We start from the raw sequence: 22,471 nt of genomic DNA on the forward strand, positions 1-22,471 counted from the left end.
TTGAAACGGCACTGTTTGAAACGGTTCCCTGCAAAGCGGCATCTTCTCATCTTCTGAGAGACACGGTTTGAGGGGCGCTGTCTAAGCAGATATATCGCGCCACAAACAGGTTTAAGCCAACTTGCAAGGATTATCCAAAAACAAACAGGCAGCCTGAGCAGCCTGTTTCCGTTTTTCGCATCACCCCAGCAAGTACCACCTTCGCAAGCATCATTTTCACTACACTGACCTTCTTCACAACACGGAGCTTCTTCACAAGAATGGCCTTCGCCATTGCGGCGAACTGTGCGCGACAACGCAAAACAGCGCAAGACGGTACATTAGGCTAGTTCGGTTTAGGGAGTGACGAACTTAACGCAGCTCGACCTGGCAAATCACCTCGCCTTCGAACGTTACCACTTTCAGCGTGTTATCTTCCAGCAGACCGTAACTGGCCTGATGCTCACCACGAGGAATGGTAATGGAGCCAGGGTTGAAGAGATACAGCGCCCCGCGTTGCTCCGCAACCGGCAAATGGGTATGCCCGGATACAATCACATCGCCGTCGCGCAGACGCGGATGCTTGTCGCCGTTGTACAGGTGGCCGTGGGTCAGAAACAGCCGACGGCCATTTGGCAGTAACACCAGGTTGTAATCGGCCATCATCGGGAAATCCAGCAGCATTTGATCAACGTCGCTGTCGCAATTGCCGCGAACAGCCGTAATACGCTCTGCGTACTGGTTCAGCATCTCAGCCACTTCGGTCGGGGCATAACCCGCTGGCAACGGGTTACGTGGGCCGTGGTTCAGCACATCCCCCAGCAAAATAAAATGCTCGGCACCGCTTTGTTCAAAAGCAGTCAGGGCACGACGCATGCTGTCAGCACAGCCGTGAATATCGGAGGCAAAAAAGAGTTTCATGCCATGTATCTTCTTTTTTGGAACAGGTAGCCAGATCCTACACCTTGCCACCCGGGAATGCCATGACTCACCACCAAGACACGCCAGTCATGTCACGGCGGCTACTCTTCCCGCAGCATGCCGTTCAGAACAATATTGTTATAACTGACCATACCGCGGATTTCGCCGTCTTCGATCACCGGGGCCCGGCTGATGCCAAACCGTTCGAACAAGCGGGCACAATAGCGCACATCCATATCGGCACTGACCGACAGCGCCGGTTTGGTCATGATCTCATACACATTCGTGCGCTCCGGTGAGCGATCCAGCGCCAGCACTTTTTTGGCGATGTCATTCATCAGCACAATACCGTATTCATCATCTTCATGCCGCTTATCGACAATCAGCGCTTTGATTTGCCGGCGCTTGGCAATCCTGATGGCTTCTGCCACGGTGGTCACCCCTTCAACCATGGCATAAGTGTTCATCATGACATCCCTTACCCGTACGACCTTGTCATTACTCATAGTTTTTCCTCCACCACTTTGGTCAATGTCCGCACCTGGTGGGCGACCCCTACGGCATCTTCCACATCCAGCTGAACGGCGATCCCCTGTCCCGATTCGGTATCAAAATCGCCCGCCTCTTCGATTGTCTCCAGTATGGTACGCGCCAGATGCTCCTCCACCACAAACAGGATCACATCCCGCTGTACATCCAACCCCAGTCCCAGAAAGGTTTTCTTCTGGAACAGCCCTTCACCACGGGCATTGTTAATCACCGTCGCGCCGGTTGCTCCCGCCTTTCGGGCGGCATCCAGCACGGCGTCCGTTTTCGTGTCTTCCACGAAGGCAATCAACAGCTTAAAGCGCATCTTTTTGTCTCCTTGCAGAGTGCCATTGCGACAGCTGGGCATAGCCCATCACGGTAATCATCGGAAATAAGCTGGCAAACGCGATCAGCCCAAACCCGTCCAGCATCGGGTTGCGCCCCGGAACGGTCGATGCCAGTCCCAGCCCCAGCGCCGTCACTATCGGCACTGTCACGGTCGATGTTGTGACGCCGCCGGAATCATAAGCCAGCGGCACAATCGCTTTCGGGGCAAAGTGCGTCTGGATCACGACCACTACGTACCCGGTCAGGATGTAATAATGCAACGGATCGCCTGCGACAATCCGGTAACTGCCCAGCGAAATCCCCAGCGACACCCCCAGTGCCACGGCCACTCGCAAACCGGTCACGCTGATGGTGTCCCCCGAGACCTGATTGGCTTTAATCGCAACGGCAATCAGGGATGGCTCCGCGATTGTGGTACTAAAGCCGATGGCAGCGGCAAACAGGTACACCCAGTAGTAATCCTGCCAATGAACAGTCGCGGGCACACTCTCCCCGGCACCAAACAGAAAATCCAGAGCCGTGAGTTGCCGGGCCATCGATTCCCCGAGCGGAAACAACGCCAGCTCCAATCCCATGAGAAACAGCGACAGCCCCAGAATCACATACACAAAACCCAGCCCCACCCGCGGCCAGTTCGCGACCGGTCGCCGCAATACCGCCAGCTGAAAACCAAAAATAATAATGCCAATCGGGAGTACATCCCGCAGGGTGGATAGCAGCGTTTCAAAGAAGTGGATGCTCAGGGCTGTGGTTTCCGTCATGACTTTCTTCGGCTCCCGTTAGTGCACCCACATGCCATAGGCCATGACAAAAATCATCGGGGTCAGCGAAGCGAAGGCAATCAGGCCAAACCCGTCAACCATCGGGTTGCGTCCCTTGATGGACGAAGCTAACCCCACCCCGAGCGCGGTCACCAGCGGCACGGTAATCGTCGACGTCGTGACTCCGCCGGAGTCATAGGCCACTCCGACAATGCTGGGCGGGGCAAACCAGGTCATAATCATCACCAGAATGTACCCGCCGATAATCACCCTATGAATCGGCCAGCCTTTAAGGATACGGATCACCCCCAGCATGATGGCAAGACCCACAGACACCGCCACTGTCAGCCTCAGTCCGGTTGCGTAATCTTCCCGGGCCTGTGCACCATCCTGTAAGATTCCGGCCTCAGAGGCCACATTAGCCGCTTCCGAGGCTACTGCCGTCAGTGCCGGTTCAGCGATCGTGGTGCCGAATCCCAGACAAAATGAAAACACCATCAGCCACACCAGGCTACCTTTGCTCGCAAAGGCTCTGGCCATCGATTCACCAATCGGGAACAGCCCCATTTCGAGTCCCAGCACGAACAGCGTCAGACCGATGACCACAAATCCCAACCCAAGCAAAATTGAGCCAAGGTGCGGCAATGGCTGCTGTAACACGACGAGCTGAAAAAACGCGACCACCAGAACTATCGGCATCAGATCTCGCAAACTGGCAAGCAGGGACTTCATTAACACCCACAATGCTGACATTCCCCCTCCCTGAACCAACCGCCCGCGGTCACCGATCTTTCTGGCGTTAAACATAGCCATACAAAAAACACTGCTATCAATTAACAGTAATCCGCCGGTTACAAATTGACACAACTTTTTTGCCGTCACGAGAACTGACCCACATTCCTGATGTGGAGAACGAACGGTGACAGATAGTGTCGCAACCTATTGGTTTGGATATACTTGTAGAGGACAGTCTATGGGCGAGGTTTGAGAGGATGCCATGAAGATATTCATTACCGGCGGAACCGGGTTTATTGGCTCGGCACTGATTAGTGAACTGCGCGATTGCCGCATTACGGTTTTAAGCCGCGACCCCGCCCGAGCCAGTGAACAATTGGGTAGCCATGTTCAGGCGATCGGCGATTTGGATCAACTGGCATCCTTCGACAGTTATGATGCCGTCATCAACCTGGCCGGTGAACCCATCATCAATAAACGCTGGACACCCCGACAAAAAGCACTGATCTGTGAAAGCCGCTGGCAAATCACCCGGCAATTGGTCGCAAAAATACAGGCCAGTGCGCAGCCACCTCATACTTTTATCAGCGGTTCCGCCGTGGGCATTTACGGCGATCAGCACGATACCGTCATTGACGAACATTTTGACATCCCGGCTCACGTCGCAGCTGACGATTTTGCCCACCACGTGTGTCAGCAATGGGAAAACATCGCCCGTGAAGCCGAAAGTGATGCCACAAGGGTTTGCCTGCTCAGAACTGGGATCGTTCTGGCCAAACACGGCGGTGCACTGGCCAAAATGCTGCCGCCATACCGACTCGGACTCGGCGGGCCGATTGGCGATGGTAAGCAGTATTTTCCGTGGATTCACCTGGATGATATGGTGCGCGCCATTACATTTCTGCTCCACACTCAGGATGCCCAGGGACCGTTTAACATGACCGCGCCGGATCCGATACCCAATAAGGTCTTCAGCCGCACGTTAGCCCGTACCCTGCACCGGCCGCATTTCCTGTTTACCCCGGCGTTTGCCCTTAAACTGGCCTTGGGTGAATCGGCATCACTCCTGCTGGAAGGGCAACGCGCGATTCCGATGAAGCTGACCACTTTGGGATTTGAATTTCACCACCGACACTTATCGCAGGCATTGACCGATTTACTGAGCCACTGACTTGTTCGGATTTCGATCCAAATCTGTCCTGCGACAACGGCATGTCGCGCGTTTTCGCCGCTGAGAAAGCAAGACCAAGGGACATAAACAGATGCCTCCCACGCCCGACCGGAAATTATCTCCTGTTCGGGCGTGTTCATTCAAAGCCATGGCATATCAGCCCGTAACTTCTTGCGCCTGTTCAGGCGGCCTTGCTGCACTGCTTATGCTTTTGTTTCTGCTTACGCATTGGATAATATAAGCCATTGGCAGCTAGCTTCGTACCGGCTCCAACAAATCCCGCAGCATACTGCGGATAATCACGACCACCAGCAGCAATGACAACACAGGCACGACCAGCCAGATCACCGGATGCCCCTGCACCGGCAGCTCGAATCCCCACTTGACCAGAGCGGCTACAACCACTTCCGCGGCTGCCGCAGCCAGCACGCCGGCCAGCAATGCCATAATGCCAAACTCCCCCCATACCGTTGCGGCAATCCGTTTTTTACTGGCGCCGAGGGTCCGGTACAGCCGAATTTCCTGGCGCCGCTGCGCCATACTCAGCCGTAACAGGGTCAGAACCAGCAGCAAACCGCTGATCACCCCCAGCGCCGCCAGCACCGACAGCGACAGGGAAATTTGCTGCATGATGCCCTGAATCCGGGTCGCCATGGTCCGCAGGTCCAGCAAGGTGACGGTCGGGAAATCCCGTCCTAACCGGTTGACCAACGCACTCTGCCCGTCCTCAACCCGGTAACTGACCAGCCAGGTCGCAGGCAGAGTCTCCATCACATCCGGGGCAAAGATAAAGAAAAAGTTTGGCCGCATATTGCGCCACTCCACTTCGCGGATACTGGACACGTTGGCCGTGAACGGCTGGCTGTTAACGGAAAACGTCAGGGTATCCCCGAGCACAATGCCCAGCCGCTCTGCAATACCCGACTCCACCGATACACTGCCCGGTTCGCCCCAGCGTCCTTCCATCAGCGTATTATGGACCGGCATGGCTTTACGCCAGGTAAAATTCAGTTCACGCCGCAGGGCATCGTCTTGCTCTTCACGCTCTCCGGCCAGCAAATCCTCGCCGTTGCGATGGGTCAGACGCCCCCGAATCACCGGGTAGATGTCCGAGCGAATCACCCCTTCGGCATCCAGAGTGGATAAGTACTCTTCACGCTGTTCAGGACTGATATTGAGAGCAAACACATTGGGCGCATCCGGCGGTAACGTCTGTTGCCAGTCAGCCAGCAAATCGGACCGCAGCAGCCAGATAACCGTCAGCAGCATCAGCGAGCTGGTCAATGCCGCCAGCTGCGCACCGGTTGCCATCCGGCTGCGGCTGATCCGGCTCAGGGCGAGCGTCATTGCCGGCCCCCATTGCCCGCGCTTGAGCAACAGCACCAGTGCGACACCAAGCCCGGCCAGCACGGCTAAGACCACCAGCAACCCGGCCAGGGTCATCCAGACCAACGTGTTCTGGCCAAACCAAAGCAGTGCCGCCGCCAATGGCAGAACCAGCAGCCAGTACCCCCGCTTTTGTACAGGCCAGTCCACCTGCTGCTGAATCACCGAAATCGCCGGAGCGTCAACCAGTCGCATCAAGGCGATCCCCATTCCAGGCAGTGCCACCAACCCCGCCACCAACAAGCTGACCACTCCCGGCGTCCAGCCCATGTCCGGCAAAGGATCCGGCAAAATATCGTGCAGCGGCACCCGCAGCAGATACTCCAACAGCCATCCCAGAGTAATGCCGGCGGTTGCAGCAACAGCAAACAACATGGCCAATTGACGTGCCAGCCAGCGCCACAGCCAGCGCTTGCTGGCGCCGAGACTTTTCATCATGGCTACCGTTTCAGTGCGGGTCGAAACATAATGCAGGCAGGTCAGCACCAGCGTAGCGGCCGCCATCAGGATCACCAGAATCAACGTCAGAGACAGGTACTGACGGGCTTTGTCCAGCATATCGCCGGTACGGCCCTGAGTCGTCTCACTGATCCAGCGTTGATCCGGTGTCAGCGTCACGGCTTGCTGTAAGGCGGCCAGCTGATTGTCAGCGCCGTTGAAATAAGCGCGGTAACTGACCCGGCTGCCAGGTTGTATGGCACCGGTGCGAGCCAGATCATCGGCATGGATCATCACCGCCGGCATCTGGCTGAAAGGATTAAACGACAGCTCCGGCTCCTGAACTATAGTGCCGCTGACCACCAGCTCAGCATCACCAATTGCCAGGCTGTCACCGGGTTTCACATTCAGCAGCCCGAACAGGCGCTCATCCAGCCACAGCTCGCCGGGTAACACCTGGTGATGCATCCCGGTCGGCGTTTTCAGGCTGAGCTCTCCCCTGAGCGGAAAATTTCCTTCAACACTTTTGACACTCACCAGCTGCATAGCCGAATCACTGAACGCCATGGTGCCAAACCGGGTCTGGCGGGAAATAACCAGCCCCTGACGCTGAGCCTGAGCAATCAGATCCGGCGAAATCGGGTTGGATGCCCTGAGCACCAAATCGGCTGCGATCATCGAGCGCCCTTGCGCCACCATCACTTTTTCCACCCGCACCACCAGTGCAGCCAGCGCAAAGACACAGGCTATGATGAGGGTCAGCGCAACAGCGACCGGCCACAACTGCCCCTGCCACAATTCCCGCCAGGTCCATTTCAGCATCAGAGAGTGGTTGGCAGATGCCGTGATCACTCGGGTGTCACTCATATCGGTCATGCCACCACCTTGCCGTTTTCCAGTGTTAGGGTTCGGTCGCAGCGATCCGCCAGATACGGGTCATGGGTGACCAGAATCAGCGTTGTACCGTGATCCCGGTTAAGGGCAAATAGCAGCTCAATCACGGTTGCGGCCGTGTGCTGGTCAAGATTCCCGGTCGGTTCATCAGCAAACAGTACTTTGGGCGAGGTCATAAACGCCCTGGCAAGGGCCACCCGCTGTTGCTCACCGCCGGAAAGCTGGCTGGGAAGGTGCGTTTCACGGCCGCTGAGGCCAACCTGATTCAGCAATTCGCGAGCCCGGGATTCGTCCGAAACCTCCCCTTTGATGATTGCAGGCAGCATCACATTCTCCAGCGCCGACAGTGAGGGAATAAGAAGAAAACTCTGAAAAACAAAGCCAACCGATTCACTGCGCAAGGCTGCACGGGCTTCGTCATCCATCTGGCTCAGAGCATTTCCCAGTAACTCAATGTCTCCGTGGGTCGGCAAGTCCAGTCCTGCCAGTAATGTCATCAGGGTGGATTTACCCGCCCCGGAGACGCCGACCAACGCGATCGCCTCCCCCTGCTCGACCTCGAGAGAAACATCCTGCAGAATGGTCAGAGACGACGATGCCGTCGTTACCTGCTTGGACACTGAGACAGCCTTTATCACGGATGTAGACATGTTACGATTCCTTTCAGTTATCTTATTGTTACTCTTAGCGCCCCTGAGCCTGGCCAGTACTCTGGTTGTGGTGGGCGACAGCCTCAGCGCCGGCTACCGAATGTCAGCCGAACAAAGCTGGCCGAACTTACTGGCCGATGAGCTGGACAAAAAAGGCCGCCGTCTTGACGTCGTCAATGCCAGTATTTCCGGCGATACGACCGGGAACGGCCTGGCCCGGCTACCGGCTTTGCTGACGCGCCATAAGCCCGCCTATGTGATCATTGAGCTGGGTGCCAACGATGGCCTGCGCGGTTTTCCTCCTTCAACTATACGCAATAACCTTGCAGAGATGATCACCCAAATCGAAGCCAGCGGGGCAAAGCCGTTGTTAATGCAGATTTATGTCCCGCCTAATTACGGCAAACGCTACAGTCAGCAGTTTGCGATGTTGTATCAGGACATCAGTAAAGAATATGAGGTGCCGCTGCTGCCCTTTTTTCTGGAACACATCATCCTGAAACCAGACTGGATGATGGAGGACGGGCTGCATCCGACCGCCGCCGCCCAACCCTGGATCGCCGAGTTTATGGCGCAGGAAGTCGCGCCGCACCTGTAAATCAGAGTACGGCTTTGCCAGTAAGTTTCACCTTTCAGACCTAACGGAATAATCATGACCATCAGTATTTTAATAACCGGGTGCAGTAGCGGCATTGGCTATCACTGCGCCCATGCCCTGCATCGCGCAGGTTATCAGGTAGTGGCCAGCTGCCGTCGCCGGGAAGATGTCGAGCGTCTGAAACAGGAGGGACTACAGTGTGTCCAACTTGATATGGACAGCGAAACGTCAATTGAACAAGGTTTGGCCGAAACGCTGGCGATTACAGAAGGGCGACTGGATGTGCTGTTTAACAATGCCGCCTATGGCCAGCCCGGCGCCCTGGAAGATCTCCCGACCGATGCCCTGCGCCAGCAGTTCTCAACCAACCTGTTTGGCTGGCACCACCTGACTCGGGCTGTTATTCCGGTCATGCTCCGTCAGGGAAGCGGAAAAATCGTGCAGAACAGCTCAGTACTGGGCCTGGTCGCGATGAAATACCGCGGTGCCTACAATGCCAGTAAGTTTGCATTAGAGGGCTACACCGATACCCTGCGTCTTGAACTTGACGATACCCCCGTGCATGTCAGCCTGATTGAGCCCGGTCCTATTGAAAGCCAGTTCCGGGCCAACGCCAAGGCCAAGTTTGAACAACACATCGACATGACTGCTTCCCGCCACCATCGCACCTATCAACAAACGCTGGAACGGCTGGGCAAATCCTCACCGTCGAACCGCTTCACCCTGGGGGCAGAAGCCGTGCTTAAACCCTTGCAAGCCATCATCGACAGTGACACCCCCAAGGCCCGCTATTTCGTCACACAGCCGACCTATCTGTTCGGTTTTCTGCGGCGAGTATTGCCCAGTCGTTGGCTCGACAACCTACTGAAAAAAAGTGCCTAACCAAGCGCTTTAATGCCCGGGCAGCCCAGAATTGCAATTGAGTGAATATTCATTCACACAATATCGTGACATCGCTGCACAAAATGGCAGCGATTTTATAAAGTTAAGCATTAAAAACACCGGATTAAACAAAATAAGGGTACCAACCACATCAAAAACAGACAAAATGTAATATTAGTGTCACAGAATACAGATATTCTGTTCCGGTAAGTTAAAGGAAGTGCCCCTTAGTACCAATGACTTACCAAGAACTTTTGTCTGTAGTGCGTTTTGAACAATAAAAGGTGTGGTTATGACATTGCGCCAAATTAATCTTCTCTGTGTCTGTGTGACACTCGCTCTGCTGTTGACCTTTTCCTGAAAAGTGGAGAGCCAGGCTCTCCACTTTTCAGTTTGTGTGTTTTCTCTTCCGCCACGTGATCTTCCGCTCTCTTTCCCTTGAAATTCTGACGTCACTCCCCCATAACATATTCAATACAGCGTGTTAGCTGAATAGTGTTCAGCACTGCGCATCGCCATTTTCCCCAGGGAGTGAAAAGAACCCATGTATGACCCACAAGTATCTATCGAATTGAACGAGCAGAACCTTCACCAGGTTATTGAGCAATCGATGCAGACGCCGGTTGTAATCAGCTTCTGGGCATCCTCTATGCCGGAAACGGCTGAAGTAAACCACCTCCTGGAACGCATTGTGGCGTCTTATCAGGGACAAGTCGTGCTGGTGACCCTGAACTGCGAGGCCCAACCTATGGTGGCCGGTCAGTTTGGCGTGCGCAGCCTGCCAACCGTCGCCCTGTTCAAAAACGGTCAGCCGGTAGATGGCGCGGCCGGCCCGCAAACGGAGCAAAGCCTGCGTGAGATGCTGAGCAAACACCTGCCGAGTCAGGAAGAGCTGGCACTGAAAAACGCCCTGGCACAGGTAGATGAAAAACAATACAACGAAGCGTTACCGGTTCTGCGCGAACTGGCGGCGAAATTTGAGCAGAACAGTGTGATCAATCTGGCGATGGCCGAGTGTCTGCTCGAGACGTCTCAGTTTGATGAGGCTGAATTGTTGCTGGCGACCATCCCGATGCAGGATCAGGATGCTAAATTCAAAGGCCTGATTGCCAAGCTGGAGCTACATAAACAAGCCAGTGACTCCCCGGAAATTCGCCTGTTGGAAGAAAAATTGGCAGCCGAGCCTGAGAATCAGGAGATTGCGTTCGAACTGGCCGTTCAGTACAGCCAGGTTGATCGTACCGAAGAGGCGTTGGAATTATTGCTTAAACTGCTACGCAAAAACATCAACTTTGCCGACGGCGCGGCCAAGAAAACCATGATGGATATTCTTACGGCTCTGGGTCAGGGGAACGCCATTGCCAGCAAGTACCGCCGTCAGCTGTACGCCCTGCTTTACTAAGCGGCTGAACAGGTCAGACGAAAGCCGAGACTGACATCTCCTGAAGGCTGACTGAAGCCCTTTACCAAAGACAGTTCTAACCTGAGCCGGTCGCTTTGCCAAGCCCGGCTCTTGGTTATTGTCCCTTAAAGCGATATCTTTATTTTCCTGATGTTTGTTTCTTGTTTGCTAGCCGTCGCAACGACTCAGACCATCAATAATCGGGCATCGTGCGCCCTCATCGCCCGGACACTGTTTGGTCAATGCTTCCAGGGTTTGTTTCATTTCCAACAACTCCCGGATTTTTCCATCAATTTCCAGCAGCTTCTGCTCTGCTTTGGCTTTGACATCCGCACTGCGACGATGGGGATCGCGGGAAAACTCCAGTAACTCGCGGCTTTCTTCCAGCGTAAACCCGACCAGCCGCGAGCGACGGATCAGCAGTAACTCATCCAGATGCCGACGACTGTACTGGCGATAGCCATTTTCAGCCCGCAGCGGAGGCGATATCACCCCTTTGTCTTCATAAAATCGAATGGTTTTGGTGGTCAGCCCCGTACGCTGAGCAACTTCACTGATGTTCATCATTCTGCCTTACAGTTAATGGAAGGTTTTATTCAGTATGCCTCTTCACTGTGACAGTTCGCAAGTCGTAATGTCAGTGTCACCATACCAGCAAAAACTGTCTCTACACCGCAGAAAAAAGCCTCAAGCACCCATGATGAAAATTCTTTATCACGCTTCCTTGACCTTCCACTTGATGGAAGCTTTATCATTACTTGTAATGGATAAACGCATTGACTCAAGTAATGCGCGTGTTGTGATAAACGCATTGCTTTAACCTGACAAGCAAGGCTATATGATGGCTGAATTAACTCTTCCCCTAAAAAAAGTCCGGTGTATGAACTGTGCCGGCAAAATTAAAACGGCGCTGACCGAGTTACCCGGCGTGGAATCTGTTGATGTTGATACCCAACAGGCGTTGGTCAGAGGTTCGATGAAAGAGGCTGACGTTGTCGAGGCGATTACTCAACTCGGGTACGAAGTCGATTATGACACTGGCCGGGAAATTGTCCTGCCACTGGCCGGTCTGTCGTGCGGAAAATGCGTCAGCAAAGTCAAGACCGCCCTGGATGCGCATCCTCAGGTGAGCAATGCCGACGTGACCAAGACATCCCTCAAAGCCACCACCCGTTTGGCAGAAAACGAATTAATTGCACTGATCGAATCGCTTGGTTATCAGGTGCCACGGTCAGAAAAAGGCTCTTCCGATGCAGCCCCCGCCACTCACTCCTTGGCTCTCAGCGGGCTTAGCTGTGGTAAATGTGTCGCGAAAGTTGAAAAAGCACTGGCAGAGCAGCCTGAGATCAGCCAGTTCTCCGTCACCAAAACTTTGGCTACCGTTACCACCACACTGGATACACCAGCGGTGATCTCACTAATAACAGCCTTAGGCTACCAGGCTGTGCCGGCTGACTCGGTTTCGCCTACTTTCATTCCTCAAGATCCGGTTGCTGATGCGGCGAAAGCGGCGGCACCTGAACACTCACAGCCTGTCACTGCCTCCATGGCTCAACCGTCAGAGCAACAAAAACCGCCAACAGCTCAACCAGCATCACAGCAAGCATCCCTGCAAACAGCCCAGCAATACATGCTGTCCGGCATGACCTGTGCCAGCTGTGTTGCCTCGGTAGAAAAAGCCATTCTGAGCGTTCCCGGCGTCACTCTGGCAACGGTCAACCTGGCTGAGAGGACGGCGCAGGTCACTGGCTCGGCGGACAGTGAACAGATCATCGAAGCCGTGACCCAAGCCGGCTACGGCGCCGAATTATCAGAAGATGAAGCAACCCGCCGCCAGCGCCAGCAGGCTCAGAACGAACAGCTGTATCGCACCCACCTGCGCAATGCCTTTATTGCCCTGGCTGTTGGTATTCCCATGATGGGATGGGGGCTACTGGGTGGCAGTATGATGATCGCCTCAGCCTCTGAGCAACTGGCCTGGGGAGCCATTGGCTTACTGACCCTTGCTCTGCTGGTCACCACCGGTCGCCATTTCTACGTTAATGCCTGGAAGGCGTTTCGCCATCACCGTGCCACCATGGACACTCTGGTCGCATTAGGTACTGGAGCAGCCTGGCTGTATTCAATGTTTGTTGTACTGGTGCCGGACTTACTGCCAGATCAGGCACGTCACGTGTATTTTGAAGCCTCTGCTATGATCCTCGGTTTGATTACTCTGGGACATGCCTTGGAAGCACGTGCTCGCAGCCGCACTTCAAAAGCGCTGGAACAGCTGATGGAGCTCCAGCCCCAGACCGCCGTGATTGTTGAGCAGGGTGAAGAGCGGGAAGTGCCGCTGGCGCAAGTACAACAAGGGATGCTGCTGCGCCTCTACCCAGGGGCCCGAATTCCTGTAGACGGAACAATCACACAAGGCGAAAGCTACATTGATGAATCCATGCTGACCGGTGAGCCGCTGCCCGCACACAAACGCGAAGGGGACACCCTGCATGCCGGTACGATTAACCAAAACGGTACCCTGCTGTTCCGGGCCGAAAAAATCGGCCGGGACACCATGCTGGCACGCATTATCGACTTGGTCCGTCAGGCCCAAAGCAGTAAACCGGCACTGGCAAGACTGGCTGATACCATTTCGTCGATCTTTGTACCATCGGTAATGATCATCGCGGTTATCACGGCCATGGTGTGGTACTACTTTGGCCCAGAGCCGTCGTCCATTTATATGCTGGTTACGGCCACCACGGTGTTAATTATTGCCTGCCCATGTGCACTGGGGCTGGCGACTCCGATGTCGGTCACCGTCGGGGTTGGACGAGCTGCGGAATACGGCGTGCTCATCCGCAATGCTGAAGCGCTGCAAATGGCCGCTGAAGTCGACACTGTCGTGCTGGATAAAACCGGCACCCTGACCGAAGGAAAACCCCAACTGGTGGAATGCCTGACTTACAACGGCTACACCAGAGAGACCCTGCTATCGCTGGCAGCATCGTTAGAGCAAGGCTCCGAGCACCCACTGGCGAAGGCTATTCTGGATGCCGCCAAAGCAGACTCCCTGCCTCTGCAGCCCCATGGCCACTTTGCAGCCAAACCCGGCTTTGGCGTGGAAGGGGATGTGGCCGGACAGAATTTGCTGCTGGGCAATCAAAAGCTTTTGCAACAACATCAGGTCGATTTCGTGGCAGGCATTAACGATGCCGAACGAATCAGCCAGCAAGGTATCACTCCGATCTTTGTGACTGTCGGGAATCAGTTTGCAGGATTACTTGGTATCAGCGATCCGCTCCGCCATGACTCCATCGAGGCGATCAAGCGCCTGCAGGCCATGGGGCTGGAGGTCATCATGCTAACCGGGGATATCAAATCGACAGCACAGGCGATTGCCGCTCAGGCAGGGATCACCACAGTGATCGCGGGCGTATTGCCGGATGGTAAATCCAGCCAGATTCAAGCGCTTCAGGCTGAAGGGAAAAAAGTGGCCATGGTGGGTGACGGCATCAATGATGCTCCGGCCCTCGCCCAGTCAGAAGTCGGGATTGCCATGGGTAGCGGCAGTGATGTAGCGATTGAAAGTGCCCAGCTGACACTGGTTCGTCATTCGCTGCACGGCGTTGCCGATGCGTTGCAGCTGTCTCGTGCCACCCTGAAAAACATGAAGCAAAACTTGTTTGGTGCCTTTATTTACAACACCTTGGGCATTCCTGTTGCTGCCGGTATTTTGTTCCCGTTTACCGGCGCTTTGCTCAGCCCGGTGATCGCCGGTGCCGCGATGGCGCTGTCTTCCATCACGGTGGTCAGTAACGCCAACCGACTGCGATTGTTCACACCGGACGGTCGTCCTCGTACTACCTCAGACAATAAGGAGCAACACAAATGATCGCTCTCATCGGCATACTAACCATTGCTTTTATTATCTGGTGGTTCTGGCTCCATCCTGACCGCCAATAACGTCCCTTCAGGCCCTGTCCGGCTTCCACTGCCGAACAGGGCTATTTACTTTCCTGAACCCCGTTTTTCTCTGAGTAAGCTCTCGTCTAGCGAGCCTCTTCGTTAGCTGTTATAACTGTGTTATCCGCCTTTTCCTCAGGATTGCTATGTTTAAGTCGTTACTTTCTAAACTCTTATTGCTTGTGCCTGTTTTCAGTAGCTGGAGCCATGCTGAACCTCTGGTCTGGATGGCACAGGATACCCAACGCCAGTTTATCCTGCTGGGTTCCATCCATGCCGGGCACCCGTCTCTGTACCCGCTGCCACAAGCTTTCCTGAACCACTGGCGCAGTGCCAACGCTCTGGTTGTCGAAGCCAACATTCTGGCTCCCAATCAGGCCCGGATTAACCCCGCAATTCCTCTGACTGAAAGCCTGCTCTCAACCGAAGAAAAAACGGCCTTGCTCGACACTGCCCGCAAAGCTGGATTGAAAGTGACGCCACTGCTGAAATCCCCTCCCTGGCTAGCTGCCATTCAGCTGCAAATGAAAATGGCGGACAACGCAGGATTAAGTCCGGCTCACGGTATCGACATGACGTTGTTACGTCGGGCAGAAAAAGACCAACTCCCCATCAAAGAACTGGAAAGCGTTCAGCAGCAAATCACTCTGATGGAACAGCTGGATGACCACGGCAAAGATCTGTTAATGGCAACCGTAGGGGAATGGGAGCAACTGGAAAGCCAATTGCAATGCATGATTTCGGCTTGGCAGGCGGGGGATCTGGCTCAGCTGCAACGCATTTTTGACGACAGCCATTACTCAGCCAAAACGGATGAGTTGCTGATCTATGCTCGTAATCGAGACTGGGCGAATCAGATGGCATCGGAGTACTACCCGCCGGGCAAATACCTGGTCGTGGTCGGTGCCATGCATTTACTCGGCCCTCAGGGACTCCCGGCCCTTCTGAGTCATCAGGGGTTTACCCTTGAGCCGCTGACTCAAAGCGCCAAGGCCATCTGTCCTTCCACACAAAAATACACGTCATAACCCGAAAGACACGTTTAGCACATTTATCTCTGCACGCTGTAACGTTATGACCTAAACACTGAAACGAAAAAAGCCTGCTCTATGAGCAGGCTTTCAAATAAGTGGTCGGTGAAGAGGGATTCGAACCCCCGACCCTCTGGTCCCAAACCAGATGCGCTACCAAACTGCGCTATTCACCGACATTGTCGCAGCACGTCATAAAACCTGCCACTTGAAAAGTGGTCGGTGAAGAGGGATTCGAACCCCCGACCCTCTGGTCCCAAACCAGATGCGCTACCAAACTGCGCTATTCACCGACATTGTCGCGGCACGTCATAAAACCTGCCACTTGAAAAGTGGTCGATGAAGAGGCCAATTCAAGGTCTTGGAAAACCCCCGACCCTCTGGTCCGCTATTCCTAAAATCAGGATGCGTCACCAAACTGCGCTATTCACCGACATTGTCGCGGCACGTCATAAACCTGCCACTTGAAAAGTGGTCGGTGAAGAGGGATTCGAACCCCCGACCCTCTGGTCCCAAACCAGATGCGCTACCAAACTGCGCTATTCACCGACATTGTCGCGGCACGTCATAAAACCTGCCACTTGAAAAGTGGTCGATGAAGAGGCCAATTCAAGGTCTTGGAAAACCCCCGACCCTCTGGTCCGCTATTCCTAAAATCAGGATGCGTCACCAAACTGCGCTATTCACCGACATTGTCGCGGCACGTCATAAACCTGCCACTTGAAAAGTGGTCGGTGAAGAGGGATTCGAACCCCCGACCCTCTGGTCCCAAACCAGATGCGCTACCAAACTGCGCTATTCACCGACATTGTCGCGGCACGTCATAAAACCTGCCACTTGAAAAGTGGTCGGTGAAGAGGCCAATTCAAGGTCTTGGGAAACCCCCGACCCTCTGGTCCGCTATTCCTAAAATCAGGATGCGTCACCAAACTGCGCTATTCACCGACATTGTCGCGGCACGTCATAAACCTGCCACTTGAAAAGTGGTCGGTGAAGAGGGATTCGAACCCCCGACCCTCTGGTCCCAAACCAGATGCGCTACCAAACTGCGCTATTCACCGACATTGTCGCGGCACGTCATAAACCTGCCACTTGAAAAGTGGTCGGTGAAGAAGCCAATTCAAGGTCTAGGGAAATCCCCGACCCTCTGGTCCGCTATTCCTAAAATCAGGATGCGTCACCAAACTGCGCTATTCACCGACATAGTAAAAAGCCTTGTAAACTCTTTACTTGCCAACAGCTCTTGTGCTGCTGAGGTGGCTTATATTACTCAGGCCAAGAAATTACGCAAGAGGGAAACCGTAAATTTTATCCGTTTCCCTGTTTAATTGCTTATTGATTTAGCAATTGCGCCGAAAAAGTGATCAGACACGCAGAGGCGGCTACAAGAGTGAAACATGTAAAACACCATTGATCCAGATCATCATAACAACCCTGTTGCATTAGTATCTTACAACCACTATCCCACGACCAAAAAGGAATGACTATGGATTTCTGGTTAGAGCTTTTATTTGGTAATGCAGTCGGTCTTTCATCAATGATTGTCATTTTCGGCGCCTTGGGATTAATGTTGTTTTACGGCGGTTACTTTGTTTACAAAGTCTTGACTGCACCATCTCCTCACTAGAGCCATTTGCAAAGTCTTTTGCTTGCGCCAGGGTCAGACAGTCGGTGATGACCCTGGATTTCTTTTCCCCGCTATACCCGCCGCTCGAAATTGGTATACTCAGGTCATGAGTCTCCAATCTTGAAACACCATGTCAGAGAATAATGAATTTGATCTCTTTCGGGAGATGATGGCCGACGTTGCCCCGCTGGCGCAGGACAAAGTTCAGGTCACACAAAAGCACCAGGTATCGGAGGCCCAACTCGCCCGACGACTGGCCGCGCAAACCCTATCCGATAGTGACCCTGAATACCTTTCCCTAGATTATGCCAAAATGCTCAAACCTGATGATATGGTCGAGTTTAAGCGTTCCGGCGTTCAGGACGGCGTTTTTCGTAAACTTCGTTTAGGAAAGTACGATCTTCAGGCGCGTCTGGATTTACACCGGAAATCGTTGAAAGAAGCCCGCGAGGAAGTATTGAATTTCCTGCGTCAGTGCCAGCGGATGGACATTCGCACAGTCATCATTGTTCATGGCAAAGGGGAAAAGTCAAATCCACCGGCCATGATGAAGAGCTTTGTTGCCACCTGGCTCGAACAAATCACGGATGTGATGTGTTTTCACTCAGCGCTCCGCCAGCATGGCGGCAATGGTGCCTTATACGTGATGCTGAAAAAAAGCCCGGAGCGTAAGCTGGAAAACCGCGAGCGACATAGCAAGCGCCAAGGTTAATCCGTATTTCTTGTGCATATTGCGAAAAACAAAAGGAGCCTGTGGCTCCTTTTTTAATACATTGGGTATTCCCCGGGTTGTTTCTCAGGCCTGAACAACCACCCGCATAGCCAGCAGAATCAATACAACCCCTGACAGACGGTCAATGAGCTGCGCTTTCATGCGAAGTTTATCCAGCACCCGAGGGTTAGACAGCACAAATGCAATCAGGGTGTACCACAATCCGTCCACCAGCAGTGGTGTGGCCACTATTATCGCCCGGCTGGACAGTTCTGTCCCGACAGCCACAAACTGGCTGAACAGAGCCAGGAAAAACAGAGCCAGCTTCGGATTCAGCAGAGAAATCATGGCTCCATCGCGCGCCGCTACCAGCAAACTGCTCGGCTCACCGGCAGCCAGCTTCGCCGCCACGCCACCTTTTGAACGCAGTGCGTTAAAACCGAGATACGCAAGATACGCGGCTCCCGCATATGTCATCACCTGAAACAGGGTCGGTGATTGCTTCAGTACCACAGCCAAACCCAACAAGGTCAACAACGCATAGATGCCGACACCTGCAGCGTGTGCCCAAGATGTTACCACGCCGTGTAAGCGGCCGCCTGCCAGACTGTGCTGAGCCACCACAGCCAGGCTCGGGCCCGGGGACATGGCACCAAGCATGCAAATCATTAATAGTGAAAGCCAGATACTGAATGTCATAAGATTCTCCTTGTATTGCCAAAAATGTAGCAACGCCAAGGTATTCTGTGAAATCAAAAGAAATCATTAAGGTTATGATTTCAAATCATAGCGCTGTTTTGCTCACTTTCTCAGGCTACCCTGGCCAGATATCCAGGTGAAAAACCGGCTTGAAAAAACAGACTTAACCCTTGTGGATGACTGAATGCTTGCGTTAATACACGCGAGGCTGAATGGAATACATCGAGCTTTGCATCACTGCCATTACCTGCTCACGGAACCAGCGATGCGCTGGGTCGGCGTCATAGCGAGGATGCCATAACAGCCAGTACCGATGCTCGGGGGTGGTTAATGGTAACGGGCAGTAGGTAATATCAAATAAGGTCTGCATATTCATGGCAATGTGCTCAGGCAGCACCAGCAACATATCTGTCCGACTGACGGTCTGAAAAGCGGAACTGAAGAAAGGAACGGAAAATTTGACGGTACGCTGCAAACCCAGCGCGGACAGTTCCCGCTCGACAAAGCTGTCCTTGTCACCTCCGGCTGAGACACGCATGTGCGGATAACGCACAAGGTCATCGAGTGTCAGCCGAGGAGCCAACGCTAGCGGATGGCCTCTGCGCAGCACACACACCGGAAAATCGGCACCGATCTGGGCCCCGCACAATCCGTCTGGTATGGCAGGTAACATCGTCGAAACCAAATGAATATCAAGTTCTCCCAGCCGGGAGATCTGTTCCGGAGACCAAAGCCGGTAGCTGAGGTTCAGCCGTGGTGCCTGACGCTGAACCCGCTCAACAATATCCGGCAGAATATACTGAGCAACATAGTCGGAAGATGCCATGATCATCGGCCCTTGCCACTGCTCAGGATCAAAACTCGGAGCCGCCAGCAATGCCTCACAACCTTCCAGAATCGCATCCACCTGTAGCTTAAGCTGCAATCCTCTCGGCGTGGGTAACAGCCGGTTCCCTTCACGAATTAACAGCGGATCAGCAAACAGCTCACGCAGTTGGTTAAGTTGGCGGCTGACCGCTGACTGAGTCAGGCACAGCCGCTCAGCGCTGCGACTGACATGGCACTCTTCCATCAGGACCTGCAGCGTACGCAACAAATTCAGGTTGATCTGGCTTAGCAATGGCTGGCTCTCCGTTTTTACTGGCCGTGTTTGCTCTTCAGCTGATCAATCTTTGCCCAAGGGGGCAAATTGGCCGCCGGTCAGGCTCAGCAGATCCGTCGGTGCGAGCTCAATTTCCAGTCCGCGACGTCCGGCACTGACACAAATAGAGTCAAATGCCTGGGCTGATGCATCAAGAAACGTCGGTAAGCGTTTCTTTTGGCCCAACGGGCTGATCCCACCTACAATGTAACCAGTTGTTTTTTCTGCTATCTGTGGATTTGCCATTTCGACTTTTTTACAGCCCGCCGCTTTTGCTGCCGCTTTCAGATCCAGCATCCCGGATACCGGCACAATCGCGACCGCCAGTTTTTTCTGATCGCCATTCAGGGCAAACAGCAACGTTTTGAAGACACGATCAGGATCCTGCCCCAAGACCTCGGCAGCTTCGAGCCCGAAATTGGTATTCGCCGGATCATGATCGTACTGATGAATGGTGTGAGGAATTTTATTCTTCTTGGCCAGATTAATTGCTGGGGTCATAAACTTTTAGCTCCGTCACAAAAGCCTCACTATAGCCCAACCGGAGCACAGACAAAACTGCCGCCCATAAAAAAGCCCCAGCTATCGCCGGGGCTTCGGATGATTCAAGCAAACTTACAGGTAAACCACTTCACCTTTTGGCGCGAACGAATTCACATCGATTGGGCTGTGGTTTTCCAGGAACTCTTTCAGAACTTCGGCATCCACAAAACCAGTGTTCACATAGCCCGGATGATCGGCCAGTTTCGGGTAACCATCACCGCCAGCAGCGTTAAAGCTTGGAACCGTAAAGCGGTAGGTTTGCTTCATGTCCAGCGGCTTGCCACCAATCGACACTTTGCTCACATTACCATTCTGTACCGTCATAGAGATACCGTAGAATTGTGCGTAAGCACCAGAGTCTACCGGCTTGGTTGCGACGGCATTCAGGTAGTCCATCACTTCTGCACCGCTCATATCGGTATAAGTCACAATATTGCCAAACGGCTGCACTTTCAGCACATCTTTGTAAGTGATATCACCAGAAGCAATAGAGTCACGCACGCCGCCGGAGTTCATCACGGCAAAGTCGGCTTTGGCACGCTGCATATGCGATGCCGCAATCAGGCGACCCAGGTTCGTCTGCTCAAAACGCACCACATTACGGTCACCTTCCAGCTTACCGTTTGACTGAGCGATCTTCACATTCAGTTTTTCCTGACCACGCTCCTGATAAGGTTGCAGGAAGGCTTTCACTGATGGGTCATGCGCGATTTCATTTTGAATGAACACACGGTTTGAGCTGCCATCAGCCAACTGCACTTTCTTTTTCAGGTTAACCGGGATCAGATCGTAGCTCACCATCTGCAATTCGCCGTTGCGGAATTCAAAATCTGCACGACCTACATATTTACCCCACTCGTGCGCCTGCACAATCCAGGTACCGTTCTGCTGATCCGGCTTACAGACGTCGCCAGGCTTGAACTGCTTGTTGTACATGTTCGGGCCTTCCATGCACACGGGTTCCTGAGAGTGACCGCCGACGATCATGTCCAGTTCGCCTTCAGGCAGAAAGCGCGCCAGTGCCACATCCCCCGGTGCATTGACGCCCCGGTTACCGTTTTCGTAGTGGCCCATGTGCGTCGCAGCAATAATCACATCCGGGTTTTCCGTCTTTTTCAGCTCTGCAATCAGCTTTTTGGCTTCTTCTTTCGGATCGCGGAAATCGATGCCGCCAATGTATTCTGGGTTACCGATCTTCGCCGTATCTTCGGTCGTTAAGCCAATAACCGCAATTTTGATGCCCTGGCGCTCAAAAATCTGGTATGGCTGGAACATGCGCTTGCCAGTTGTTTTGTCATAAATGTTGGCAGACAGCATTGGGAACTCAGCCCACTCTTCCTGCTGACGCAGCACATTAATCGGGTTATCAAACTCGTGGTTCCCCAGCGCCATTGCGTCATAGCCCAGCATATTCATGCCTTTAAAATCCGGCTCGGCATTTTGCAGATCTGACTCCGGCACCCCGGTGTTGATATCACCACCGGACAGCAGCAAGCTTGTTCCGCCCTCAGCGGCCACGTCAGCACGTAGCTGATCCAGCAGCGTCTTACGCGCCGCCATGCCGTACTCACCGTTTTGGTTGTGCCAGAAACGGCCATGGTGGTCATTGGTATGAAGGATGGTCAGCTTGTATGTCTGGTCGGCCTGCCAACCCTGCGCTGTATCAGTCTGGCCGGCACAGCCTGCCAGCGTGGCAAGAATCACAGCAGACAATGCTGTCTTGACGAAGAAATGTTGCTTCATGAGGGCATCCCTTATCCTAATTGTGTTCTGGTTTATCACCGCACTTGTGGCGCTACCTCCCCTTTCCGGTGGATCTGGGCGCTCTGGCGCCAGTCACGCAGACAAACGAAAGCACAGGCATCAAAAAAGCCTGCAAAATAAGGAGAAACAGGGAGATAACGAGCGTCAGTTTAAAATAATTAATGAATCTTGTTGTATAGATTTCATCAATATGTTGACCAGATCACTATACCACTCATTCCATTTTGAAATATTGAGAGAGCAAGCATAAAAAAGCCTCCACGACGGGAGGCTTGAGTCATTTCTGTCTTTTTCTGCGTACTTACGCTATCGCATG

20 protein-coding genes and 8 tRNA genes are annotated in these 22,471 nt (G+C 53.6%); 8 read left to right on the plus strand and 20 right to left on the minus strand.

The window, feature by feature from the left end; translation table 11 throughout:
* Positions 1–351 precede the first annotated feature (351 nt).
* The 5 genes from yfcE to PGW97_RS12375 form a co-directional block, all read right to left on the minus strand.
* On the minus strand, positions 352–900 hold the full coding sequence (yfcE, locus tag PGW97_RS12355) for a phosphodiesterase (protein WP_047887418.1): 549 nt from the start codon (positions 898–900) through the stop codon (positions 352–354).
* A gap of 101 nt (positions 901–1,001) precedes the next feature.
* Positions 1,002–1,406, minus strand: coding sequence for a CBS domain-containing protein (locus PGW97_RS12360; RefSeq protein ID WP_217392720.1), 405 nt, complete (start codon positions 1,404–1,406; stop codon positions 1,002–1,004).
* Positions 1,403–1,753 carry a P-II family nitrogen regulator gene (locus PGW97_RS12365; protein WP_047887420.1) on the minus strand — a complete coding sequence of 117 codons (351 nt, stop codon included), beginning with the start codon at positions 1,751–1,753 and terminating at the stop codon, positions 1,403–1,405. Before PGW97_RS12365 ends, PGW97_RS12360 begins: the two co-directional genes overlap by 4 nt.
* Positions 1,743–2,537, minus strand: a complete 795-nt coding sequence (locus PGW97_RS12370; RefSeq protein ID WP_047887421.1) for a DUF1538 domain-containing protein — start codon at positions 2,535–2,537, stop codon at positions 1,743–1,745. Before PGW97_RS12370 ends, PGW97_RS12365 begins: the two co-directional genes overlap by 11 nt.
* Before the next feature lie 18 nt (positions 2,538–2,555).
* Positions 2,556–3,290 carry a DUF1538 domain-containing protein gene (locus PGW97_RS12375; protein WP_047887422.1) on the minus strand — a complete coding sequence of 245 codons (735 nt, stop codon included), beginning with the start codon at positions 3,288–3,290 and terminating at the stop codon, positions 2,556–2,558.
* A 244-nt stretch (positions 3,291–3,534) separates the two neighbouring features.
* Between PGW97_RS12375 and PGW97_RS12380 the strand changes: the two genes are divergently transcribed.
* The gene (locus tag PGW97_RS12380) at positions 3,535–4,443 is read left to right on the plus strand and encodes a TIGR01777 family oxidoreductase (RefSeq protein ID WP_273857431.1); all 909 of its coding nucleotides are present in this window, start codon (positions 3,535–3,537) and stop codon (positions 4,441–4,443) included.
* Positions 4,444–4,695: 252 nt separating this feature from the next.
* Here the strand turns inward: PGW97_RS12380 and PGW97_RS12385 are convergent, their stop codons facing one another.
* Both PGW97_RS12385 and PGW97_RS12390 read right to left on the minus strand, forming a co-directional pair.
* Positions 4,696–7,143: an ABC transporter permease gene (locus PGW97_RS12385; protein WP_273857432.1), complete on the minus strand. Its 2,448-nt coding sequence runs from the start codon at positions 7,141–7,143 to the stop codon at positions 4,696–4,698.
* A complete protein-coding gene (locus PGW97_RS12390) occupies positions 7,140–7,811 on the minus strand; it encodes an ABC transporter ATP-binding protein (protein ID WP_047887425.1) in 672 nt (223 codons plus the stop codon). Before PGW97_RS12390 ends, PGW97_RS12385 begins: the two co-directional genes overlap by 4 nt.
* Between PGW97_RS12390 and tesA the strand changes: the two genes are divergently transcribed.
* The 3 genes from tesA (at position 7,810) to PGW97_RS12405 (ending at position 10,693) form a co-directional block, all read left to right on the plus strand.
* Positions 7,810–8,409 (plus strand): multifunctional acyl-CoA thioesterase I/protease I/lysophospholipase L1, encoded by a 600-nt coding sequence (gene tesA, locus PGW97_RS12395; RefSeq protein ID WP_047887426.1) that lies wholly within the window; start codon positions 7,810–7,812, stop codon positions 8,407–8,409. The genes PGW97_RS12390 and tesA overlap by 2 nt on opposite strands.
* Before the next feature lie 54 nt (positions 8,410–8,463).
* Positions 8,464–9,291 (plus strand): SDR family oxidoreductase, encoded by an 828-nt coding sequence (locus PGW97_RS12400; RefSeq protein ID WP_047887427.1) that lies wholly within the window; start codon positions 8,464–8,466, stop codon positions 9,289–9,291.
* A gap of 544 nt (positions 9,292–9,835) precedes the next feature.
* Positions 9,836–10,693: a co-chaperone YbbN gene (locus PGW97_RS12405; protein ID WP_273857433.1), complete on the plus strand. Its 858-nt coding sequence runs from the start codon at positions 9,836–9,838 to the stop codon at positions 10,691–10,693.
* A gap of 168 nt (positions 10,694–10,861) precedes the next feature.
* On the opposite strand, the gene cueR is transcribed toward PGW97_RS12405, so the two are convergent.
* Positions 10,862–11,257 carry a Cu(I)-responsive transcriptional regulator gene (cueR, locus tag PGW97_RS12410; RefSeq protein WP_047887429.1) on the minus strand — a complete coding sequence of 132 codons (396 nt, stop codon included), beginning with the start codon at positions 11,255–11,257 and terminating at the stop codon, positions 10,862–10,864.
* Between the two features lie 277 nt (positions 11,258–11,534).
* Here cueR and PGW97_RS12415 point away from each other — a divergent pair, with 277 nt between their 5' ends.
* Positions 11,535–14,567: a cation transporter gene (locus PGW97_RS12415; protein WP_273857434.1), complete on the plus strand. Its 3,033-nt coding sequence runs from the start codon at positions 11,535–11,537 to the stop codon at positions 14,565–14,567.
* A 217-nt stretch (positions 14,568–14,784) separates the two neighbouring features.
* Positions 14,785–15,666 carry a TraB/GumN family protein gene (locus PGW97_RS12420; RefSeq protein WP_273857435.1) on the plus strand — a complete coding sequence of 294 codons (882 nt, stop codon included), beginning with the start codon at positions 14,785–14,787 and terminating at the stop codon, positions 15,664–15,666.
* 102 nt (positions 15,667–15,768) lie between these two features.
* Here PGW97_RS12420 and PGW97_RS12425 read toward each other — a convergent pair.
* From PGW97_RS12425 to PGW97_RS12460, 8 genes are all read right to left on the minus strand, one after another.
* Positions 15,769–15,845, minus strand: a tRNA-Pro gene (locus PGW97_RS12425).
* A gap of 40 nt (positions 15,846–15,885) precedes the next feature.
* Positions 15,886–15,962 (minus strand) — tRNA-Pro (locus PGW97_RS12430).
* A 40-nt stretch (positions 15,963–16,002) separates the two neighbouring features.
* A tRNA-OTHER gene (locus tag PGW97_RS12435) sits at positions 16,003–16,102 on the minus strand.
* 39 nt (positions 16,103–16,141) lie between these two features.
* A tRNA-Pro gene (locus PGW97_RS12440) sits at positions 16,142–16,218 on the minus strand.
* Between the two features lie 40 nt (positions 16,219–16,258).
* A tRNA-OTHER gene (locus tag PGW97_RS12445) sits at positions 16,259–16,358 on the minus strand.
* Positions 16,359–16,397: 39 nt separating this feature from the next.
* Positions 16,398–16,474, minus strand: a tRNA-Pro gene (locus PGW97_RS12450).
* 40 nt (positions 16,475–16,514) lie between these two features.
* A tRNA-OTHER gene (locus PGW97_RS12455) sits at positions 16,515–16,614 on the minus strand.
* Positions 16,615–16,653: 39 nt separating this feature from the next.
* A tRNA-Pro gene (locus PGW97_RS12460) sits at positions 16,654–16,730 on the minus strand.
* Between the two features lie 425 nt (positions 16,731–17,155).
* On the opposite strand from PGW97_RS12460, the gene PGW97_RS12465 reads away from it, so the two are divergent.
* Together PGW97_RS12465 and smrA are read left to right on the plus strand one after the other, a co-directional pair.
* Complete coding sequence (locus PGW97_RS12465; RefSeq protein WP_047887652.1) at positions 17,156–17,296, plus strand: DUF3149 domain-containing protein; 141 nt, start codon at positions 17,156–17,158, stop codon at positions 17,294–17,296.
* 130 nt (positions 17,297–17,426) lie between these two features.
* Entirely contained in the window at positions 17,427–18,008 is a 582-nt protein-coding gene (gene smrA, locus PGW97_RS12470) for a DNA endonuclease SmrA (RefSeq protein ID WP_047887651.1), read from the plus strand.
* Positions 18,009–18,092: 84 nt separating this feature from the next.
* On the opposite strand, the gene PGW97_RS12475 is transcribed toward smrA, so the two are convergent.
* The 4 genes from PGW97_RS12475 to ushA form a co-directional block, all read right to left on the minus strand.
* A complete protein-coding gene (locus tag PGW97_RS12475; RefSeq protein WP_273857436.1) occupies positions 18,093–18,707 on the minus strand; it encodes a LysE family translocator in 615 nt (204 codons plus the stop codon).
* Between the two features lie 193 nt (positions 18,708–18,900).
* Positions 18,901–19,827 carry a LysR family transcriptional regulator gene (locus tag PGW97_RS12480; protein ID WP_273857437.1) on the minus strand — a complete coding sequence of 309 codons (927 nt, stop codon included), beginning with the start codon at positions 19,825–19,827 and terminating at the stop codon, positions 18,901–18,903.
* A 45-nt stretch (positions 19,828–19,872) separates the two neighbouring features.
* Complete coding sequence (ybaK, locus tag PGW97_RS12485; RefSeq protein ID WP_047887649.1) at positions 19,873–20,349, minus strand: Cys-tRNA(Pro) deacylase; 477 nt, start codon at positions 20,347–20,349, stop codon at positions 19,873–19,875.
* Between the two features lie 114 nt (positions 20,350–20,463).
* Entirely contained in the window at positions 20,464–22,134 is a 1,671-nt protein-coding gene (gene ushA / locus PGW97_RS12490; RefSeq protein ID WP_273857438.1) for a bifunctional UDP-sugar hydrolase/5'-nucleotidase UshA, read from the minus strand.
* Positions 22,135–22,471: the final 337 nt, after the last annotated feature.

Origin of the sequence: Photobacterium sp. GSS17, assembly GCF_028621875.1 — a bacterium.
Classification (GTDB): Bacteria; Pseudomonadota; Gammaproteobacteria; order Enterobacterales; family Vibrionaceae; genus Photobacterium; species Photobacterium ganghwense.

Coding starts and splice junctions, on each gene's coding strand:
- ushA (WP_273857438.1), bottom strand. CDS start 22,134: ATGAAGCAACATTTCTTCGTCAAGACAGCATTGTCTGCTGTGATTCTT.
- PGW97_RS12465 (WP_047887652.1), top strand. CDS start 17,156: ATGGATTTCTGGTTAGAGCTTTTATTTGGTAATGCAGTCGGTCTTTCA.
- cueR (WP_047887429.1), bottom strand. CDS start 11,257: ATGAACATCAGTGAAGTTGCTCAGCGTACGGGGCTGACCACCAAAACC.
- PGW97_RS12420 (WP_273857435.1), top strand. CDS start 14,785: ATGTTTAAGTCGTTACTTTCTAAACTCTTATTGCTTGTGCCTGTTTTC.
- PGW97_RS12370 (WP_047887421.1), bottom strand. CDS start 2,537: ATGACGGAAACCACAGCCCTGAGCATCCACTTCTTTGAAACGCTGCTA.
- PGW97_RS12400 (WP_047887427.1), top strand. CDS start 8,464: ATGACCATCAGTATTTTAATAACCGGGTGCAGTAGCGGCATTGGCTAT.
- PGW97_RS12405 (WP_273857433.1), top strand. CDS start 9,836: ATGTATGACCCACAAGTATCTATCGAATTGAACGAGCAGAACCTTCAC.
- PGW97_RS12385 (WP_273857432.1), bottom strand. CDS start 7,143: ATGACCGATATGAGTGACACCCGAGTGATCACGGCATCTGCCAACCAC.
- tesA (WP_047887426.1), top strand. CDS start 7,810: ATGTTACGATTCCTTTCAGTTATCTTATTGTTACTCTTAGCGCCCCTG.
- PGW97_RS12475 (WP_273857436.1), bottom strand. CDS start 18,707: ATGACATTCAGTATCTGGCTTTCACTATTAATGATTTGCATGCTTGGT.
- ybaK (WP_047887649.1), bottom strand. CDS start 20,349: ATGACCCCAGCAATTAATCTGGCCAAGAAGAATAAAATTCCTCACACC.
- PGW97_RS12380 (WP_273857431.1), top strand. CDS start 3,535: ATGAAGATATTCATTACCGGCGGAACCGGGTTTATTGGCTCGGCACTG.
- PGW97_RS12390 (WP_047887425.1), bottom strand. CDS start 7,811: ATGTCTACATCCGTGATAAAGGCTGTCTCAGTGTCCAAGCAGGTAACG.
- PGW97_RS12360 (WP_217392720.1), bottom strand. CDS start 1,406: ATGAGTAATGACAAGGTCGTACGGGTAAGGGATGTCATGATGAACACT.
- smrA (WP_047887651.1), top strand. CDS start 17,427: ATGTCAGAGAATAATGAATTTGATCTCTTTCGGGAGATGATGGCCGAC.
- PGW97_RS12415 (WP_273857434.1), top strand. CDS start 11,535: ATGGCTGAATTAACTCTTCCCCTAAAAAAAGTCCGGTGTATGAACTGT.
- PGW97_RS12365 (WP_047887420.1), bottom strand. CDS start 1,753: ATGCGCTTTAAGCTGTTGATTGCCTTCGTGGAAGACACGAAAACGGAC.
- PGW97_RS12375 (WP_047887422.1), bottom strand. CDS start 3,290: ATGTCAGCATTGTGGGTGTTAATGAAGTCCCTGCTTGCCAGTTTGCGA.
- yfcE (WP_047887418.1), bottom strand. CDS start 900: ATGAAACTCTTTTTTGCCTCCGATATTCACGGCTGTGCTGACAGCATG.